The organism is Salipaludibacillus neizhouensis (assembly GCF_002886185.1).
Classification (GTDB): Bacteria; Bacillota; Bacilli; order Bacillales; family Salisediminibacteriaceae; genus Salipaludibacillus; species Salipaludibacillus neizhouensis.
The window spans coordinates 2,676,681-2,693,165 of record NZ_KZ614146.1 but is presented as its reverse complement, the minus strand read 5'-3'; the positions used below and the strand labels follow the sequence as shown (position 1 = coordinate 2,693,165).

The following is a 16,485-nucleotide window of genomic DNA, read 5'->3' as shown; positions in this document are numbered from 1 at the left end:
GTTATCCTATTGAAGGATAAAACGGAACAATGCAAATTATTTGAGAATATTAAAGATGAATTTGTTCAAAGTATTGCAAAAAACATGTCACTGTATGGAATTACACCGTCAGTAGGCAGAGTTTACGGCAGTTTATATTTCGCTGAAGAACCGATGACGCTGGACGATTTAAGGGAAGCTGTAGGCATGAGTAAAACAAGTATGAGTACTGGAGTTCGCTCCCTAGCTGATATGCAAATGGTACAACCTGTTTTCAGAAGAGGCGTAAGGAAAGATTTATACAGTACGGAGCCTGATTGGCATAAATCATTTATGACACTTTTTACACAAAAGTGGAAAAAGGCGACGGAAACAAATGTTGAAGAAGCCGAGGATACGATCGAAAAACTACAACAATTATTATCCAATACGACAAATCATGATCTTAGGACTGAAATTCAACAAGCGGTTTTTAAAATAGAAGCTGCGGAAGAATATTACGATTGGTTACTTCGATTTGTGGATGTCATGGAATCAGGTGAAATTTATAATTTAGTACCGAAAAAAAAGAAGTAGAAATAGGGTGACCCAAAGGTTTGGATCATTCTTACAAGACATTCTTTTTTTACTAGGAACTATTGATGCTCCTGCATGCAGACCTATGTGCACATAGCTCCTTACAAAGAACTTTCATTTACATTTTTCTCTTAATTCTATGTAAAAATGTCGAAGTATTTCATTTTTAGTCTATTTTGTATTAAAATAAGAAGAAAGACTAACGTAAAAAATGAAGGATGATGGCTATGAATGAGTTTTCAGTTTATTTAGTAGAGGATGAGCAAAATTTAGGGGAAGTCATCAAAGCATATATGGAAAAAGAAGGTTGGTCTGTAAAGCACTTCACCGATGGTAAGGAAGCTCACACTTATGTACAAGAACATGAGCCGCCACATATATGGGTTTTAGATATTATGTTGCCTGGTATGGATGGTTATCAATTATTGAAAGCTATAAAAAGCGAGGCAGATACTCCGGTTATCTTTATATCCGCCCGAGATAAAGATTTAGATAGAGTTCTAGGGTTAGAATTGGGAAGTGATGACTATTTGGCAAAACCATTTTTACCGGAGGAACTAATTATCCGTGCCAAAAAATTACTTCATCGCGTGTATCCACCTGAAGTTAGGGAAGAGGATGCTCTTGAAATAAACGGATATACGATTGATCCTAAATCTCGAACAGTTCATGATGGACAAGATCCGATAGAACTTACTACAAAGGAAATGGACCTTGTAATACTCCTAACGTCCAATTTAGGGAATGCATTGTCCCGTGAATCTATCATCGAGTACGTATGGGGATCAGATTACTTCGGTTCTGAACGTGCAGTAGATGATGTAGTTAGAAGAGTACGAAAAAAACTTTCAAGAATTCATGTAGAAACTTTATATGGCTATGGGTATAGGGTTCTATCCTCATGATTCGGTTAAATTTAACTCAACGAATTTGGTTCTCGTTCATTTCTATTCTTTTGTTAGTAGCTCTGTTAATAGGAATCATATATCCAATCTCTTTGAAGAGCGCACTGACAGAAGAGACATATAGAATTATTGAGCAAGAACAAACTCGTTCTGCGAACCCACAGGGTGAGCATTTAGTTCCTCCGCAATCAGAGATTGATTTTATTGAAAGAAGAGATGCGGAAAGGTCTGTAGGGCATTTGTCTCTGATGAATGAATTTGGAACGTATGTGGGAGACCCAGTTCCTAGTGAAGTTTTAAGAGAAATGGGAGAACGGGCTCAAAATCAAATGACTCGTCGGGGACGGTATGAACTTACTTATAATGGCGCAACTCTTTTCTATGTAGTATTTAAAGTTTACACAACTGAGGGGGAAGCATATTATATTTCTCACATGTGGGATACATACCGTGACCAGATGGTTAGCCGACTATGGGGAAGATTAAGTTACATTATGCTTTTTGCTAGTTTAATGAGCCTCGTACCTGCATTTTGGCTTAAATACTATTTGAAACAACCGCTAACAAGTTTAGGTGCTCATTTCGAACAAATTGCTGAACGGAATTGGAAGGAGCCTTTTCATTGGGAAGGTGATGAAGATTTCGAAAAATTATCTAATCAATTTGAAAAAATGAGACAAAATCTTATCAAATATGATGCTGTTCAAAAAACATTTATTCAGCATGCATCTCATGAACTAAAAACACCTATTATGGTAATTAAAAGCTATGCAAAGTCTGTCAAAGATGGAATTCTTCCACGCGACGATATTGAACATACGATGGATGTGATCATCGAAGAGTCGAATCGCATGGAAAAAAGGGTTAAAGATATGCTCTATTATACTAAGTTAGATTCATTAAATGGAGCTCCAGTGGAAAATGATTACTTTCCATTTGGTTCTATCGCTTATCTGGTAGAAGAAAGATTTCGTTTAGCAAGAGAGGAAGTAGCTATTTCCGTAGAAGGTGGGGCTGTAAAGCTAAAAGGTGATAAAGAGCTTTTAACTGTACTATTGGAAAACTTAGTTGAAAATGCTCTTCGCTATGCGGTTGATGCTATTAAGATTTCCGCGAAGGAAGTGAAAAACGGGGACATTCATATTCAAGTATGGAATAATGGTGAAAATATACCCGTTACTGAACTTGAACATATTTTCACTCCATTTCGGAAAGGAAACAAAGGTCAATTTGGTCTTGGTTTAGCAATTGTTAAAAGAATATGCGAACTGCATAATGGATATCCGAAGGTTGAAAATAAGGAAGATGGCGTATTATTTACAACGGTGTTTCCTCGACACGAACAATCTTCTAAACCCACATAAATCTATTCCTTCGTGACTGAAGGGATAGGTTTTTTAGTTTTCGTCGAACAAAGAGGCTCGAATCCGCTCTAGGCGGATGCTTTCGTAATAGCACTAACAGTGGCTAGAATTTACCCTTGGATATACAATGACACAATACCTGAATATCGAACGTATGTCAGTACCTTTTGATGTGATATAATTGAAGAAATAAAGATTATTTGGAGGCGAGGAGCAGAAATGAGAAAAGGAATACACCACCATAAAGTCGGAGAATCGGTAGATGCTTACTTGTTAATAAAGACTGGAAAGAAAGGAATAGCCAGTAACGGAAAACCTTTTTTAAATCTTCAGTTGACAGATAAAACAGGCGAGTTAGAAGCAAAATTATGGGGAATCTCCAGTGAAGATGAAGCTACTTTTGTAAGTGGTTCAATCGTACATATACAAGGAGAAGTTCAGGATTTTCGAGGAATGAGACAACTTAAAATAAAAACAATCCGACCAACAACGGGCATGGATCAAGTAAAACCTGATGATTTCCTTCCATCGGCACCACGAAACAAAGACGAAATGCTAGAAGAAGTCACACAGTATATATTTGATATGAAAAATGCAAAAATACAACGCTTAACAAGACATTTATTTAAAAAACATCAGAAAGAATTTGCTGTGTCCCCAGCGGCTACGAAAAACCATCATGAATTTGTTTCTGGTCTCTTGTATCACGTAGTATCGATGTTGCAGCTATCGAAAAACATTGCATCGCTTTACCCAACCTTAGATACAGATTTACTTTATGCAGGCGTGATCCTTCATGATATGGCGAAGGTGAGAGAGCTATCTGGTCCTATGGGAACCCAGTATACGACTCCGGGAAAACTTATTGGTCATATTTCTATGATGGTCACTGAAATTGATGAAGCCGCAAAGGAACTAGCGATTGAAGGGGAAGAAGTATTAGTTTTACAACATATGGTTTTATCTCATCACTCTAAAGGGGAATGGGGAAGTCCTAAGCCGCCACTTATCCGTGAGGCGGAGATGTTGCATATGATTGATAATATAGATGCAAAGATGAACATGATGGATCGCGTATTGGACCGTGTCATCCCTGGGGAATTCTCAGAACGTGCTTTTGCCTTGGAAAACCGCTCCTTCTACAAACCAACCTTTCATGAACCTCCTATAGATTTATAAAAAAGTAAGGTGTCCAATTATTTATTGGACACCTTTTAATAATTATGACTTAGTTATCTCTTTAACAGGACTTAACTCAAGTACGTGATTACTGGCAAGAATATCATCTATCACTTCTGATCTAAAAAGGTCATAACAGCTTGAGTGTAACCATTCTTTCCACGTCAATGTACGGCAATCCTGCCAAACTTGTTCCCAATGAGCTAATAAAAAAGATTCTACACGATCATGGACAATAGGAAAATATACAAGAGATGATTTTGTCTCTATTTCTTCGATTTTATTCATTACTGTTCGAACAAGATATTCTTGAAATTCACCCTATTCCATATTAGAAAGTTTTTTCTGGTGCATGCTAAATCCCCCATTACGTGTTTAATATTTAACTAACATATTCCCATCCTAGATAACTCCCAAACATTTAGATAATATGTATGAAGAAAACTAGGAGCCATCTGGAAAATATTGAAAAAGGGCACTGGAAAAGTAAAAAGTGACCTTTTTCCAGTGCCCTTATCAAAGTTATTACTCCTTGAATGGCCAGCAGTTATTATTCTCTTTTTGAATACATAGCCTAGCGCTTACTAATTTAGCATACGTAAGCAGAACCTACGATGATCAATAAAATAAATAATACAACAATTAATGTAAACCCGCTTGTGGAAGGAACAGGTGCAACGCTACTCATGATTACTTCATCCTTTCTCATTATTAATTGGGAAGGAGTGAGTCCCTTACTTACTCTATATGTACAGTAACCTAAAAATGCTCTAGGCGGATCTGAATTTTTTGGGTGTAAGAAATGTATATGACCGTTATCAAGCTAGTTACGTGCTCTTGTAAGGACTTAAAAGATATGTCTGTAGCTATGAGGCTTTTAAGCGCGTTAACTGCGAAAAGCATTCCCCAAGAGCAAATTCAAGTACAGTCTTGTTCACATTAAAACAAGCGTGAATATAAAAAGATGTATATCTGAAAAAATAAGACATACACCTAATTTTTATGAGATCACAGCTACGATAAAATTATTGCTCAAAAAGATCTTCAAATTGCTCATCAAATACTTCTATGTCCACAGTCTCTAACAACTCTTGTTGCTTCTCATTCATTCTGTGAAGCTTGCGATCATTATAAGCGGAACGCAGTTGTTCTTTGACTTCTTCAAAGTCATCCTCAAATGGTGTCCTGTTAAGTACTTCAATTATATGAAAGCCGAACTGACTTTGCACAGGTTCACTAACTTCGTTGACATCTAAATAAAAAGCTGTACCCTCAAAAGGAGGTGACATTGTACCTCTTCTGAAACTACCTATATGTCCACCATCTTCACGGGATGCAGGGTCTATAGAATATTCTTGAGCAAGTTCACCAAAATCCACCCCATCAGCCAATTTGAGGTGTACCTCCTCAGCTTTCTCAAGGTCTTCGACTAAAATATGACGTGCCTCTACTTCTTCGCCCCGCTCATACTCCTTCAGAAGTTCAACATCATTTACCTCACCGATATCTCCAATGTGATGTTGCATGACTAGATGGTTAATAACCCGTTTGTTTAAATCATCTTCACCAGAAATTCCTTGCATTTTCATCATCTCGAAAAATTGTTCATCGTTTGTTGCACCTATGTTATCTTTTAAGAAGTTAATTTCTTCCTCTATTTCAGTGTCTCCAATTTCCAGACGTTTTGCTTCAGATTCTATAATTTTATCTAAAACCATGGATTGAAGGACATTTTCACCGTGTTGATCTCTTAAAGCACGATTAAATTCTTTTTCCGATATATCACCAGATGAAGTTGCGACGATTAATTCTTCAGTATTTTCTTCAGATTCCAAGGAATTAGACTCATTGGAACAAGCAGAGAGCATAGTTATGCTAGAAATTATTGATGTAAGGATATATTTTTTCACTTTTTCAACTCCTGAATATTTCTAATTTAAAATGTAAAAATTCTGAGTTATATCAAGTATAAATATAGCATATCGAGTATTGATATGGTATCTCATTTTCCCTCGGATAAATATTTACTAATTAAGATTTTTCGAAAAACCGTGACAAACGTCCATACACAAATGATTCGCTTTAATAAGATGTATGGAAAGTTAAAACAAGGAGGAATGAACATGTCACATTCATATCAATCTGGATTTGCTCTGTTAGTTGTATTGTTTATCTTATTAGTGATTATTGGAGCATCGTGGGCGTATTAAGATATCGTAAGAGTATAATTAATTTGGTGAAGGTATGATGCACCTGTATAATCATAGTGATTACGCTTCTCTATTTATGCTATTTATTCTACAGGAACAGTTCGTATAAAATAACTATTTCCTTACTACTGGATGCGATTGTAGAATTAACACTTAAGATAACCGAAAAAAAACCAAGCAAAGATGCTTTGCTTGGTTTTTCTCTGGTAAAGTTAAGTTAAAAAGATCCTAAAGAAAGAAGAAGTAATTAATATGGTAATGAGTACATTAATCGTTCGAAATACTTTTCCTTGTTTTTCCTCGGGTATTTCTTTTTGTATACATAACGAGTTTGTCATTGAATTAATCATAAACAAATAAAGCGTTGCAAAAAGAAAGAAAGGTAAATACATCATCTAGTAACCCCCAGTAAAGATAGACTCCTATTCTACTTTATCAAACCGTTCCCTAAAATCCTAGTTATTTGTCTGATGAAAAGGGGAACATAATGTAGATAAGAACTCATCCTGAATTCATGTCTATATTGTATCAAACTTTTCGGTAGACGGGAAATGAACAGGTAGAAAGCTTGGAATAATAAGTGTACAAAATAAAAATAAAGGAGGAACTAATGACAACGAATCAAAGATCAAACCCTTGGAAAATAGCATTTATTAGCCTGATAATAATATTAGTTTCAGCTTTAACACTAGGTATTATTTGGATAAATCAAACTTTTAATTCGGCAACAAATGAATCATTTATTCCCCCAGTGGTTAAAAGCTCTTCAGGTCCTCAATTTACCATTTCTACAACGAAAGAGGATGCGAATTATTGGTTGCAACAAGAATTGATGGAAGAAGAAGGAGATTACGAAATAGTCATTGAAGACAAAATTCGGATGGAGACGAATTTCAAAGCCTTTGGCGTGTACGTTCCGATTCAGATGGAACTTGCACCTAGAGTTACAGAAGAAGGGAATCTAGAGCTTATAGAGGATTCGTTCCAAGTAGGAGGATTTCATTTACCGTCTGAACAAGTTTTTCAATTAATTGATTCTAACGTTGATCTTCCTTCTTGGATTCAGGTGGTTCCTGGGGAGCAGAGGTTTCACGTAAATCTTCGAAATGGAGTATCAGAAGAAGTAGATATCAAAGTAATCTCTTTTGATTTGGATAGCGATGATATCAAGCTGGAAATAACACTTCTAGAAGAAGAGGGATAACACAAGTATTGCAATCCATTGACATCTAGAGCAAAAGAGCAAGTATACTATTTTTGAAAAGGAGATGGCTTTGTAAGCCATCCCTTTAAAGTTAGGCCTTATCCTTTAAAGGAGGACAGAGTATATAGAAACCATCGCGATGCTCTTCTATTAATGATTGTTTTGGTGCAGTACTGATATGTTTAAAGTTTAAGAAGTCATATACACAAATACCAATATTTAATGCAGACATCATTGCAATGTAATGCACGAATTGAGGAAAAAGAATGGCACTTACTGTTGATAGCAAAGTCAGAATAAAAGCTGGAGATCCTATCGAAAGAAGACTCATCTGCTTAGATAATGGTGCTTTCGCTGAATAAAAAAAATAAGGCCATTGATTTTTTCTGAATCCGAATGTTGCCTTTCTACCAATCAACCAAATAGGCAGACAATGCAAGAATAAATGTATGGGAAGTACAATTATTAATAAAACAATAAAGGAAATAGCACCAAGATCTACTAGGGGTGCTGTCGTTATAAATGTTCTAAAAATCATAAAGAAAATTAAAAAATAACCGAGCATAACAATGGAAGACAAGAACCATAATCGTGCTATTCCAAATTCACTTTCTACTGAGACTGTTTTTAAGCAGTTCATTTGTCCACCTCCTGCAACATTCAACAAAACTATCTTCACTTAAAAATTTAGATTACTATTTGCAATCAAGCACTATAGTAACTTACGATGAATTGCTAAATAAATCAAGGGTTTTTATAAAATAAATTCAAAATTACTTTCGACATAAATTGAGAGAAGCGATTTAAATACCCAAACAATTTGAAAAAAACAAAAAAAGAGTACGTCCATTCGATGATGGAGCACTCTTTTACATAACTATAAAAGTAAATAAAAGGACGGACCAAACAGTTAGAAAAATCATCTAGTCAATTCAATTACTGTGATGTAGCCTTTTTTGAATTGGGCGTTAACTTACCATTTTCTTCGTTGAAATCCTCGTCAAATTTAGTAAGAGACTTTTCAAATATAGTAATAAATTCAGGTCCGTAAATATGTTTAACGATACTCATTAACTCAGAAAATTCCGGGAACTTGCCATATAAATCTTTTATAGGCAATGAGCCACTATATACACCGTAAGTATGCGGGTTATATGATTCAAAAGTTTCCAGTAGTAACTCTTCACCTTTAGGAGTTAAATAAACATAAGTATTTCGTTTGTCAGTTTGGCGCTTGGAAAAAGATAGTAATCCTCGTTCTTCCAGTTTTTTTGAGAAGTTAAAGGCCGTAGATACATGCATGACACCAAATTTGGCAATATCCGATATAGAGGCGCCCTCTAGATTAAATACGAGCCATAAAATGTGGTGTTCGTTGATATTTAAATCAAAAGGTTTAATCCATGTTTGCCAATCTTTTTCAATAGATTTCCATAAAGCTTTGCTTAGTTGAGCAATCTTATGGCTAAACATGATTGATTGCTTCATAGACAATTGTTCTTCGTCCATGTTCTCCCTCCATTCAAATAAATACTTTATTTTTGTTATTTTCAAAAGATTCATTATTTTTTTAGGAAAATGATATTATCATCATAACATAATATTTGATTCTTTCTCAATATCATTTCTGTATTTTCAGAAAAATGCATTTATGATAGAAAAGACACGCCACACCCCAGTCATAAAATTATAATGACTGGAATAATGGGGTGCTTGAATGGAAGACCATCTCACGAGGAAAAATGAAAATGACCATTAATGGCAATAATGTAAAATAAAATTTCCATTTATTACAATTAATTTAGAATATCAATATTATAGAAAACTAGAAATTTGATAAAGTAAAAAGCAGAAATTCACTTATTTTCTTTAGCAGATTAGAAAGAATAAGTTGACAGCTATCTTTACGCCACACGTATCAAGGGAAAAACACCCTTGATACTTAAATTATGGTGGCGAAAGATCACGCTGTATTGAATAAAAGACGCTATGCGTTTTTCTTCATGAAAGTTTCCATAAAAGATTTTAGTTTTTCGACATGATTTAACGGTACAGCGTTATAAGTTGATACTCGGCAACCTCCAACAGAGCGGTGGCCATTTAAACCTATGAATCCAGTATTCTTTGCTTGTGTAAGGAATTCTTTCTCTAAATTCTCATTGGTTAACTTAAAGGTAATATTCATCTTGGATCTCGCTTCAGGTTCTGCATGTCCTGTGTAGAACCCACTGGACCCATCAATGACACTATAAATAAGATCTGCTTTTTGTTTCGCCAATCGTTGCATTTCCTCAACTCCACCAAGACCTTTGATCCAGTCTGTCACAAGGCTGGTTATGTAGATAGCAGCAGTTGGAGGCGTATTATATAACGAATCTTTACTAGCGTGTTGCTTATAAGACAGTGATGGTGGAAGTTTATCATTTGCTGATTCTAATAAACTCTTTTTCATTATTACAATCGTAACTCCAGACATTCCCGCATTTTTTTGGGCACCAGCGTAAATCATATCGACATCATTCCAGGGAATAGACCGGCTTAAAATATCACTTGACATGTCAATAATAACTGGCACGGCTGGTTCTTTAGGGAAAGAAGACCATTGCGTTCCGTAAATTGTGTTGTTAGAAGTAAGGTGAATATACGCTGTTTTTTCAGTTACTTTGGATAAATCCACTTCTGGAATATGTTTAAATTGATTACTTTCAGAAGTCGCGAGCGTTGTAACATTTCCCAAGGTTTGCGCCTCTTTGGCAGCTTTTTCAGACCAAGAGCCGGTTAAGACATACGCCGCTTCTTTGTTTTCAGGCAAGAAATTAAGAGCAACCATAGCAAACTGAAGACTTGCTCCCCCTTGTAGAAATAAAACTTCGTAGTCATCAGGTACAGAGAGCAGCTCTTTTAATTGATTGATTGCTTGATAATGAATTTTTTCGTAAAGAGGGCTTCTGTGACTCATTTCCATGACTGCCATTCCAGAGTTTTCATAGTTGAACATTTCTTCCTTAGCTTTCTTTAGAACAGGTGCTGGAATAGGGCTTGGACCAGGATTAAAATTATAAACTTCTGTCATTGTAAAACCTCCTAGAGTAATAAATATCACATTGTTAAAACATAGCTTGGATATGTTTTATATATTAACAAAAAACGACATGCCAATACTTTGACACGAGGTCTGAGTTACATTAAATTGGATTGGATTTCTTGAGAGATGTCCTTTAGTGCTTGCTCTGAATATTCACTGCTGTGATCATGCCAAACTGCTCCAAAACCATCACCTTTACCGTAGCGGGGAAGAAGGTGAATGTGGAAATGAAAAACGGATTGACCTGCTGCTTCACCATTATTGTTTAGCATGTTTAATCCGATTGGATCAAAAGATGCTTTTATGGCATTGGCAACTTTAGGTACAGCCCTAAATAAATTTGAGGCAGTTTCTTCCTTCAATTCGTAGACGTTTTTTTCATGGCTCTTTGGAATCACAAGAGTATGTCCTTTTGTTACTTGACTTAAATCTAAAAAGGCATATACTTCGTCGTCTTCGTACACTTTAGCTGAAGGAATTTCTCCAGCAACAATTTTACAAAAAATACAATCGTCACTTTTGTGCATGACATGTCACCTCTTTAACATTTTTTAGAATGTAATTATTAAAAGTAATTCCGTTCCGATCTTGCTTCTGGACTATTGTGAAAATTTCCTTTTTCATATCTTACCATAAATGAGTCATTTAATTTAATATTTTGTCAATCGTTAGTAACTTGGACTTTATTACCCTTTTTAGATATAGTAAAGATTGGATACTATGGATGTTAATCAAGGAGGTATGAAATGTGAATGATCTTTTGAAAGTAAGTCATATCACCGGTGGTTATCAAAACAGTAAGCCGGTTCTCCACGATGTTTCTTTTACTGTTAAACCTCATGAAATGGTAGGTCTAATTGGTTTAAATGGAGCTGGGAAAAGTACAACAATCAAACATATATTAGGATTGATGGAGCCTCATAAAGGAGAAGTCCGTTTATTAGGAAAAACAATGGCGGAAGATAAACTGAACTACCGTCAAAATTTTGCTTATATCCCGGAGACCCCTCTATTATATGAAGAAATGACACTGTGGGAGCATTTAGAACTGACCGCGATGGCGTATGGACTAACAAAGGACCAATTTGAATCCAGATCCCATAAGTTATTAAAAGAATTTAGAATGGTGAAAATGGCTAAGTGGTTTCCAAGTCATTTCTCAAAGGGGATGCGCCAAAAAGTAATGATCATGAGTGCTTTTTTGATACGGCCTTCCGTTTATATTGCGGATGAACCGTTTGTTGGTCTAGACCCTATTGGAATAAAGTCTTTTCTTGATCGTATGGTGGAACTTCGAGAAGAAGGTTGTGGTATTCTCATGTCCACTCATATATTAGCAACAGCGGAAAAATACTGTGACCGTTTTATTTTGCTTCATCAAGGAAAAATTATTCTAGAGGGTACACTTACTCAACTTCAGGAGCAGGCAAACATGCCAGGAGCTGATCTGGATGACATTTATGTAGAAGTAACGAAGGAAGATTTATATGATTAATGTACAGGACCTTTGGGGCAAACGTCGCAGTGACTATTGGACAATGGCAATACGCTACCTCCGTCTTATTGCTAATAGTGGCTTTTTATTTACGATTTACTTACTTTTTGTGTTCGGAAGTTATTATTACGGCCAGTTTTTGCAATGGCTTCCAGAAGCATTTCCAGCGGTATTATTTTTCACAGTTGTTTTTACTTGGTTAGAGACAAGGGGAAGAGTTCGAACGTTCATGAAGCAAGGCGACTTGTTTTTTCTTACCCCGGTGGAAGGAAGATTAGCACCTTATATTCGTTCTTCTATTTTCTACAGCTGGATCATGGAAACATTCTGGCTCGCACTGTCATTTTTAGTATTAGCACCTCTCTTTTTCGACCGAATTCAGGGGACAGGCAGTGTACTCTGGTTTAGTTTATTTCTGCTAAGTGCATTGAAAGCATATAACCTTCTTACGGGATTTGAAGAGCAACGCGTATTAGATAAGTATCATTATTTGATACACACACTCCTACGGGCAGGCCTGAACCTAGTGGCAGTATACGCTATTTTTTCTGTCCAACCTTTGTGGGTCATCGCTGTTGTTACAGGAGCACTCCTTCTATTCTACTTAGGCTATTACCGAAGATTAGCTCAACAGTTTAGCTTGAAATGGGAAAGACTTGTAGAGATTGAAAATCAAACAGTGATGACATTCTATCGTATAGCGAATAGCTTTACGGATGTTCCGAGTTTAAAATCTAAAGTGAGATTCAGAACCTGGTTAAATGCGGTCTATTCGCTTATTTCATTCGATAAGAAGCATGTGTATCATTATCTTTTTGCTCGGTCATTTTTCCGGTCAAATGATTACTTTGGGATTTACATCCGCCTTACACTTCTCGGAGCGTTATTTCTCTCCATCGTTGAGTTAGACTGGGGGAGGTGGCTGATAGCGATTCTATTCGCTTATATGACCACCTTGCAGCTGGAAACACTGAAAAATCATTATGATACTAGCCAAATGGTTGAGCTTTATCCTATTGACCCATCCATGAAAATTAAAGCTCATTCATACTGGATGAACGCATTAGGAGTTTTTCAGGTAATCGTCTTTGCTGTGATCGTTTTCTTCCCTTATGGATTTCTTGATGCAGTGATCGTTCTAGTACTTGCATTAGTTGCTTATCAATATCATATTCATGTAAGACTTCCTAAAAAGTATGAAACTTCTTCTATGTAATATCGTAAGTATAAGTAAGAGGAAGGAGCTGTACTAATGACGGAAGAGTTAAAAAAACTCGAACGGGAACTGGAACGGTGGGAATACAGGAGTTTACGCACGTTATCGATGCCCGAAAAAGTAAGCAAGCGATGGCAAAATAAAATCAATAACAAACTGCCGGATAAACTGCATCGTGTTGTTACAGAAGGTGTCAAACAAATGATTAGAGCGACGATAGCAAGCAGTGATTATTTATCTGGTCAGCCTATATTAACCGACATATCTTTAACAGAACGCGAGAAAGTACTTGATGAAAAAATTAAAACGTACAAAAGAACGGCAGCATTAGAAGGTGCGGGTACTGGTTTTGGTGGGATTTTTCTGGGAATAGCCGACTTTCCGTTACTTTTAAATATAAAAATGAAATTCCTTTTCGATACGGCAAAGATTTATGGACATGATGTAGAAAATATAAGTGAGCGTTTATTTTTACTTCATGTATTCCAGTTAGCTTTCTCGAAAGAACAACGAAGAGTCGAGGCTTTCGAGAAAGTAACCCATTGGCAAGAGACGAAAGAGTCATGGGTGAATCCAAATCCGAGCCTTGAAGAAATTGACTGGAAATCCTTTCAATTAGAATACAGAGACTTTATTGATTTGCCGAAAACGTTGCAGCTTATTCCGGGATTTGGGGCGATCGTTGGGGCGACAGCTAACTATCATTATTTAGACATGCTGGCTTACCACGCTAAAAACAGCTACAGGCATCGAGAAATTTATCAAACAAAAGTCTTACAGTAAGTATAAGCAAAACAGAAAAGATCCCTCTTGAATAACTTTCAAGAGGGATCTTTCGCCTTAACGAATGTTCTATGCATTTTCAAAAGTTTTTAATACTAGGTTTCCCAATAAGTTAGCCCCATGAAGCATTGAACGTTCATCAATATCGAAGTGCGGATGGTGATGAGGATACGTGGTTTCCCAACTTGGATTTTCAGCTCCGGTAAAAAAGAAAGCACCTTTTACATTTTGGAGGTAATAACTAAAATCTTCTCCTCCCATTTGAGGTCTGGAATGCACCACTTCTGTAATTTCCGGTGTTTGGCTCGCCACTTGCTGAACAATTTGTGCTTGTTCTTTATGATTGATAACGGCTGGATAACCATAAGAATAATCAAATTTGACAGTGGCACCATAGCTAGCAACTACACCTTGAATTACTTCGTTCATATCTTTTTGGATCTGTTGTTGAATGTCTTGGCTGAAGGTCCTTACAGTCCCCTCTAACCTTGCAGTATCGGCAATAACATTATAGGCGTTCACTGCATCAAATGCACCAATGCTAATGACCGCGGAATCCATTGGATCTACTCTTCTACTCACAATATGTTGCAACGACTGGACAATTTGCGAGCCAATTAGAATGGAATCTTTCGTGTGATGCGGCTGTGCACCGTGACCACCTTTACCTTGAACAGTTACCGTAAAATGATCTGCCGCAGCCATTATTGGGCCTTCTGTGTATTCAATTTGTCCTAAAGGAATCGTAGCCCATAAATGAGTGCCATAGATAACGTCTACTCCATCTAGGCAACCGTCTTCGATCATTGGTTTTGCCCCACCAGGAGCATGTTCTTCCGCAAATTGATGAATAAAAACCACGGTACCACTTAGTTCCTCTTTTATTTCATTAAGAACTTTCGCTAAAACTAACAGTAATGATGTGTGACCATCGTGCCCACATGCGTGCATTACGCCAGGAACAAGAGATTTGTAAGGAACATCTTTTTCATCTTGAATTGGCAGTGCATCAAAATCTGCCCGTAATGCAACAGTTGGACCAGGTTTTGCTCCGTGAAGCTTCGCAACTACTCCGCGACCTCCTACATTTTCTCTTACTTCATGACCCAGCTCTTTATGATATGTTGCAATATATTTAGGTGTCTCGACTTCCTCAAATGATAATTCAGGGTGCTGATGCAAATAGCGTCTAATCTGGACCATTTCATCAAAATAACTTGCTAATTTTTCATGCAATTTATTATTCAATGTACTCACTCCCTATTCAACTCTCTAGAGGTTAATCATAACATTTTTCGATAAGAAAAACGGCATAGCCGTCTTTTATTAAATACAGCGTGAACTTTCGCGCCCTATGTTTCACGAGTTTTTCGAAAAGCCATTGGCAAAGGAAGGCATTGAAAAAAGTAGATGAGTACTTTTCCAATGCCTTCGCTTTAATTCATGTATTAATTTTTTTGCCTGAGGAGTTAAATACTAAACGGAATATATTGCGAGAGATAAGCAGCTACTCTAGCGAAAAGTCCCGTAAATAGCATGATTCCTAACACAATCATAATTACTCCACTCGATTTTTGAATAATAGGCAGGAACTTATTAAGGTTTTTAATTTTATTTATTGATTTTGAATAGAGCATGGCAACAAGTAAAAACGGGATGCCTATACCAATAGAATATGCAAACAGTAGCAACATTGCTCCATAAGTTCCAGTATCGGCAGCGAGTGTTAAAATAGAACCGAGCACAAGGCCAATGCAAGGCGACCATCCAGCAGCAAAAACAAGACCGAATAGAACAGATCTTCCAAAGCTGGCCGATTTGGCCGGTCCTCTGAATCTTTTTTCACGCATTAAGAAATTCAAACTAAAAATTCCGTTCAATTGAAGACCAAATAGAACAATAATAATTCCACCTAATTGTTCTAATAATGCAGAATTTTTAAGGAAAAATGATCCAATAAAAGAGGAAGAAGCGCCTAAAACTAAAAATATAGAAGTGAAACCTGCGATAAATCCAATGCTTCTCGTGAAAATAAGACGCTTATCGGCGGCTATTTGGTTTTCTGAAATGCCACTTCCAGTTAACTGAGCAATATACGCCGGGACGAGTGGAAATACACAAGGCGATAGAAATGACACGACGCCAGCAAAAAGAGAAATCACAAGCGATAAAAATGACACTTCGTTTATAATGAAAATACTTGAAAATACCATACCTTAACCTCCTTTAGAAAAAGGCACTATTTATGAATTATATAGAATAATCAACACTGAATGATAACAGTGTCAAGAAAAAAAATACCCATTACAATATACATGAAATGGGACGAGATTAGAATCTTTTTCACTTAAATGTCATTTTTTTCTGTTTGAAACCTTTTTTGACACTTATCTTTTTTAACTAAGAAGATTCGTCATGTTTAAAAAGAATGTATAAGTAGACAACTATCTTTACGCCACGCGTGTCAAGGAAACCCATCTTCCTATCGA

At 36.4% G+C, this 16,485-nt stretch carries 18 protein-coding genes; 9 read left to right on the top strand and 9 right to left on the bottom strand.

The window, feature by feature from the left end; genetic code table 11:
• Positions 1 to 9: 9 nt before the first annotated feature.
• The 4 genes from CEF18_RS12790 to yhaM all read left to right on the top strand — a co-directional run bounded on the left by CEF18_RS12790 (position 10) and on the right by yhaM (position 4,003).
• Positions 10 to 555: a GbsR/MarR family transcriptional regulator gene (locus CEF18_RS12790; RefSeq protein WP_110936834.1), complete on the top strand. Its 546-nt coding sequence runs from the start codon at positions 10 to 12 to the stop codon at positions 553 to 555.
• Positions 556 to 782: 227 nt separating this feature from the next.
• Positions 783 to 1,460, top strand: coding sequence for a response regulator transcription factor (locus CEF18_RS12785; RefSeq protein WP_110936833.1), 678 nt, complete (start codon positions 783 to 785; stop codon positions 1,458 to 1,460).
• Positions 1,457 to 2,824 (top strand): sensor histidine kinase, encoded by a 1,368-nt coding sequence (locus CEF18_RS12780; RefSeq protein WP_110936832.1) that lies wholly within the window; start codon positions 1,457 to 1,459, stop codon positions 2,822 to 2,824. The genes CEF18_RS12785 and CEF18_RS12780 overlap by 4 nt, the downstream gene beginning before the upstream one ends.
• A 219-nt stretch (positions 2,825 to 3,043) precedes the next feature.
• Entirely contained in the window at positions 3,044 to 4,003 is a 960-nt protein-coding gene (gene yhaM, locus CEF18_RS12775) for a 3'-5' exoribonuclease YhaM (RefSeq protein WP_110936831.1), read from the top strand.
• 589 nt (positions 4,004 to 4,592) lie between these two features.
• Here yhaM and CEF18_RS12765 read toward each other — a convergent pair.
• Both CEF18_RS12765 and CEF18_RS12760 read right to left on the bottom strand, forming a co-directional pair.
• The gene (locus CEF18_RS12765) at positions 4,593 to 4,691 is read right to left on the bottom strand and encodes a YjcZ family sporulation protein (protein ID WP_110936829.1); all 99 of its coding nucleotides are present in this window, start codon (positions 4,689 to 4,691) and stop codon (positions 4,593 to 4,595) included.
• A 337-nt stretch (positions 4,692 to 5,028) separates the two neighbouring features.
• Positions 5,029 to 5,913, bottom strand: coding sequence for a peptidylprolyl isomerase (locus tag CEF18_RS12760; RefSeq protein ID WP_110936828.1), 885 nt, complete (start codon positions 5,911 to 5,913; stop codon positions 5,029 to 5,031).
• Positions 5,914 to 6,120: 207 nt separating this feature from the next.
• Here CEF18_RS12760 and CEF18_RS12755 point away from each other — a divergent pair, with 207 nt between their 5' ends.
• Positions 6,121 to 6,213: a YjcZ family sporulation protein gene (locus tag CEF18_RS12755; RefSeq protein ID WP_110937690.1), complete on the top strand. Its 93-nt coding sequence runs from the start codon at positions 6,121 to 6,123 to the stop codon at positions 6,211 to 6,213.
• 212 nt (positions 6,214 to 6,425) lie between these two features.
• Here CEF18_RS12755 and CEF18_RS12750 read toward each other — a convergent pair whose 3' ends face one another.
• Positions 6,426 to 6,605 carry a hypothetical protein gene (locus CEF18_RS12750; protein ID WP_110937689.1) on the bottom strand — a complete coding sequence of 60 codons (180 nt, stop codon included), beginning with the start codon at positions 6,603 to 6,605 and terminating at the stop codon, positions 6,426 to 6,428.
• A 218-nt stretch (positions 6,606 to 6,823) separates the two neighbouring features.
• On the opposite strand from CEF18_RS12750, the gene CEF18_RS12745 reads away from it, so the two are divergent.
• The gene (locus tag CEF18_RS12745) at positions 6,824 to 7,417 is read left to right on the top strand and encodes a YpmS family protein (RefSeq protein WP_110936827.1); all 594 of its coding nucleotides are present in this window, start codon (positions 6,824 to 6,826) and stop codon (positions 7,415 to 7,417) included.
• Between the two features lie 91 nt (positions 7,418 to 7,508).
• On the opposite strand, the gene CEF18_RS12740 is transcribed toward CEF18_RS12745, so the two are convergent.
• From CEF18_RS12740 to CEF18_RS12725, 4 genes are all read right to left on the bottom strand, one after another.
• The gene (locus tag CEF18_RS12740) at positions 7,509 to 8,057 is read right to left on the bottom strand and encodes a DUF3267 domain-containing protein (protein ID WP_110936826.1); all 549 of its coding nucleotides are present in this window, start codon (positions 8,055 to 8,057) and stop codon (positions 7,509 to 7,511) included.
• A 296-nt stretch (positions 8,058 to 8,353) separates the two neighbouring features.
• Positions 8,354 to 8,926 (bottom strand): HTH-type transcriptional regulator Hpr, encoded by a 573-nt coding sequence (locus tag CEF18_RS12735; RefSeq protein ID WP_110936825.1) that lies wholly within the window; start codon positions 8,924 to 8,926, stop codon positions 8,354 to 8,356.
• A gap of 478 nt (positions 8,927 to 9,404) precedes the next feature.
• Complete coding sequence (gene serC, locus CEF18_RS12730) at positions 9,405 to 10,490, bottom strand: 3-phosphoserine/phosphohydroxythreonine transaminase (RefSeq protein ID WP_110936824.1); 1,086 nt, start codon at positions 10,488 to 10,490, stop codon at positions 9,405 to 9,407.
• Positions 10,491 to 10,597: 107 nt separating this feature from the next.
• On the bottom strand, positions 10,598 to 11,029 hold the full coding sequence (locus CEF18_RS12725; RefSeq protein ID WP_110936823.1) for an HIT family protein: 432 nt from the start codon (positions 11,027 to 11,029) through the stop codon (positions 10,598 to 10,600).
• Positions 11,030 to 11,250: 221 nt separating this feature from the next.
• Between CEF18_RS12725 and CEF18_RS12720 the strand changes: the two genes are divergently transcribed.
• The 3 genes from CEF18_RS12720 to CEF18_RS12710 are packed head-to-tail and all read left to right on the top strand — an operon-like array spanning position 11,251 to position 13,996.
• A complete protein-coding gene (locus CEF18_RS12720) occupies positions 11,251 to 11,997 on the top strand; it encodes an ABC transporter ATP-binding protein (protein ID WP_110936822.1) in 747 nt (248 codons plus the stop codon).
• Positions 11,990 to 13,213, top strand: a complete 1,224-nt coding sequence (locus CEF18_RS12715) for an ABC transporter permease (RefSeq protein WP_110936821.1) — start codon at positions 11,990 to 11,992, stop codon at positions 13,211 to 13,213. The genes CEF18_RS12720 and CEF18_RS12715 overlap by 8 nt, the downstream gene beginning before the upstream one ends.
• 36 nt (positions 13,214 to 13,249) lie before the next feature.
• A complete protein-coding gene (locus CEF18_RS12710) occupies positions 13,250 to 13,996 on the top strand; it encodes an EcsC family protein (protein ID WP_110936820.1) in 747 nt (248 codons plus the stop codon).
• Between the two features lie 69 nt (positions 13,997 to 14,065).
• Here CEF18_RS12710 and CEF18_RS12705 read toward each other — a convergent pair whose 3' ends face one another.
• On the bottom strand, positions 14,066 to 15,244 hold the full coding sequence (locus CEF18_RS12705) for a M20 family metallopeptidase (protein WP_310793551.1): 1,179 nt from the start codon (positions 15,242 to 15,244) through the stop codon (positions 14,066 to 14,068).
• 221 nt (positions 15,245 to 15,465) lie between these two features.
• Positions 15,466 to 16,209, bottom strand: a complete 744-nt coding sequence (locus CEF18_RS12700; protein ID WP_110936819.1) for a cytochrome c biogenesis CcdA family protein — start codon at positions 16,207 to 16,209, stop codon at positions 15,466 to 15,468.
• Positions 16,210 to 16,485: the final 276 nt, after the last annotated feature.

What these genes read in the sequence shown, in the direction of transcription:
- serC (WP_110936824.1), bottom strand. Translation starts at nt 10,490, where the DNA reads ATGACAGAAGTTTATAATTTTAATCCTGGTCCAAGCCCTATTCCAGCA.
- CEF18_RS12785 (WP_110936833.1), top strand. Translation starts at nt 783, where the DNA reads ATGAATGAGTTTTCAGTTTATTTAGTAGAGGATGAGCAAAATTTAGGG.
- CEF18_RS12735 (WP_110936825.1), bottom strand. Translation starts at nt 8,926, where the DNA reads ATGGACGAAGAACAATTGTCTATGAAGCAATCAATCATGTTTAGCCAT.
- CEF18_RS12700 (WP_110936819.1), bottom strand. Translation starts at nt 16,209, where the DNA reads ATGGTATTTTCAAGTATTTTCATTATAAACGAAGTGTCATTTTTATCG.
- CEF18_RS12745 (WP_110936827.1), top strand. Translation starts at nt 6,824, where the DNA reads ATGACAACGAATCAAAGATCAAACCCTTGGAAAATAGCATTTATTAGC.
- yhaM (WP_110936831.1), top strand. Translation starts at nt 3,044, where the DNA reads ATGAGAAAAGGAATACACCACCATAAAGTCGGAGAATCGGTAGATGCT.
- CEF18_RS12710 (WP_110936820.1), top strand. Translation starts at nt 13,250, where the DNA reads ATGACGGAAGAGTTAAAAAAACTCGAACGGGAACTGGAACGGTGGGAA.
- CEF18_RS12740 (WP_110936826.1), bottom strand. Translation starts at nt 8,057, where the DNA reads ATGAACTGCTTAAAAACAGTCTCAGTAGAAAGTGAATTTGGAATAGCA.
- CEF18_RS12755 (WP_110937690.1), top strand. Translation starts at nt 6,121, where the DNA reads ATGAACATGTCACATTCATATCAATCTGGATTTGCTCTGTTAGTTGTA.
- CEF18_RS12725 (WP_110936823.1), bottom strand. Translation starts at nt 11,029, where the DNA reads ATGCACAAAAGTGACGATTGTATTTTTTGTAAAATTGTTGCTGGAGAA.
- CEF18_RS12765 (WP_110936829.1), bottom strand. Translation starts at nt 4,691, where the DNA reads ATGAGTAGCGTTGCACCTGTTCCTTCCACAAGCGGGTTTACATTAATT.
- CEF18_RS12750 (WP_110937689.1), bottom strand. Translation starts at nt 6,605, where the DNA reads ATGTATTTACCTTTCTTTCTTTTTGCAACGCTTTATTTGTTTATGATT.
- CEF18_RS12780 (WP_110936832.1), top strand. Translation starts at nt 1,457, where the DNA reads ATGATTCGGTTAAATTTAACTCAACGAATTTGGTTCTCGTTCATTTCT.
- CEF18_RS12715 (WP_110936821.1), top strand. Translation starts at nt 11,990, where the DNA reads ATGATTAATGTACAGGACCTTTGGGGCAAACGTCGCAGTGACTATTGG.